Annotated in this window: 1 protein-coding gene; it reads left to right on the top strand. The window is 65.7% G+C overall.

The annotated features are described in order from the left end of the window. Positions 1-410: 410 nt before the first annotated feature. Positions 411-1,747, top strand: a 1,337-nt coding sequence (locus EN780_RS33460; protein ID WP_245500206.1) for an ABC transporter transmembrane domain-containing protein, incomplete at its 3' end; no start/stop codon positions are given.

The following is a 1,747-nucleotide window of genomic DNA, read 5'->3' as shown; positions in this document are numbered from 1 at the left end:
CCCATATACTTCAACTTCACCGGGCCGAATCTCGTCGAAATGCCCGTTGACGCACGCCCAGATAGAGTTAATAATGTTCTAATATAGTAGCGTAAACAATCTCCCGACCGGCAACAACGAGTTACGGCGCTACAGGGAAGGGAACCGCGCGGCGACATATCAGTCGCCGCCGCATCACCATCGAGCCGCCAGTCGTCGTGAGGCGCTGTCGCGTTTTGCAGTTCGCCGGCCGCTGCCGCGGGTTGCCAGACGCAACGCCGATCCTCCTCCCTCTCGGACTTGAGCGCTGAATCTCGGCGCTGTTGCCATGGCCAGTCAGCCGCGTTGCGCGCCGTTGCGCGCAGCTGACTCGTCCCTGATGGGAGAGGCAAGTCGTGACTGCGGGGTTCAGTAAGGCGTCGCTCGGGTTGTTGAGCAAAGCAGCGTTTGCTTCGGCGCAGGCGAAGGTCAGGCTTTTCGGCTTCGCCGTCGTCGCTTGCGTCGCCGGTTTCTTTCTGTCCGGCTTCAGCGGGCTTGCGTCGATGGGCTGGACGCTCGTCGCGGTGGCGATGGCGGGTATCGGCATCCTGGCCATGTTTCGCGCCCGCGGCGACGGCAGGCAAAAACTTGTTGGCGACCCACCCGGTCGGACCGCCGCGTCGGGCAAGCCATCGGCGAGGCCGGCCGCGCGGAAGGCCAATCCCGCTCGCTCCGAACTGGCCGCTGCGCTTGCCAGTTGCCGGTCGGCCTTCATTGCGGTCGGACTGTTCAGCGGCATGCTCAACGTGCTGATGCTTGCCGGCTCGCTCTACATGCTCGAGGTCTATGATCGCGTGCTGCCGAGCCGCAGCCTGCCGACGCTTGTCGGCATCTCGATATTGCTCGTCATCCTTTATTGTGGGCAGGGTTTCCTCGATTTCGTGCGGGCGCGGGTGCTGGTGCGCATCGGCGGGGCGCTCGACGAGGCGCTTGGCCGTCGCGTCTATACCTCGATGCTGAGATTGCCGCTGAAGGCCGCGCGCGGGGCTGACAGCCTGCAGCCGATGCGCGATCTCGACAGCGTGCGCGGCTTCCTGTCAGGCATGGGACCGACGGCGCTTTTCGACCTGCCATGGCTGCCCCTATACCTGATCATCATCTTCATGTTCCACTGGGTGCTTGGCGCCGCGGCGCTGCTCGGCGCGGTCGTGCTGGTCGTGCTGACACTGCTTGCCGAGCGGCTGACGCGACAACCGGTATCGGCCGCAACCTTGAGCGGCAACCGGCGCGGCGGGCTCATCGCTGCAGGCACCCGCAATGCCGAAGTGGTCGCCGCCATGGGCATGGCTGGCGGGCTGGCGTCGCGCTGGCAGGATGCCAACGTCGAATTCATCGCCGACCAGCGCAAGGTCAGCGACGTTGCCGGCAGTTTCGGCGCGGTGTCGAAAGTGCTGCGCATGCTGCTGCAGTCGTCGATGCTCGGCATCGGCGCCTGGCTGGTGATCGAGCAGGAGGCATCGGCGGGCGTCATCATCGCCGCTTCCATCCTCAGCGGCCGGGCGCTGGCGCCGGTCGATCTGGCGATCGCCAACTGGAAAGGTTTCGTCGGCGCGCGCCAGGGCTGGCAACGCCTGACCAAGGTGCTGGCGGTCATGCCCGCCGAAACCAAACCCCTACTGCTGCCGGCCCCCAGCGCCAGCGTGGTGATGCAGAATGCCGCCATTACGGCTCCGGGCCTGCAGCGGCTGCTGGTGCAGGACGCCAGCTTCGCCATGGAAGCCGGCCATGG

Source organism: Mesorhizobium sp. M4B.F.Ca.ET.089.01.1.1 (assembly GCF_004022605.1).
Taxonomy (GTDB): domain Bacteria; phylum Pseudomonadota; class Alphaproteobacteria; order Rhizobiales; family Rhizobiaceae; genus Mesorhizobium; species Mesorhizobium abyssinicae.
Note: the sequence above shows the minus strand (reverse complement) of the source record. Positions and strands in the feature narration are given on the sequence as shown.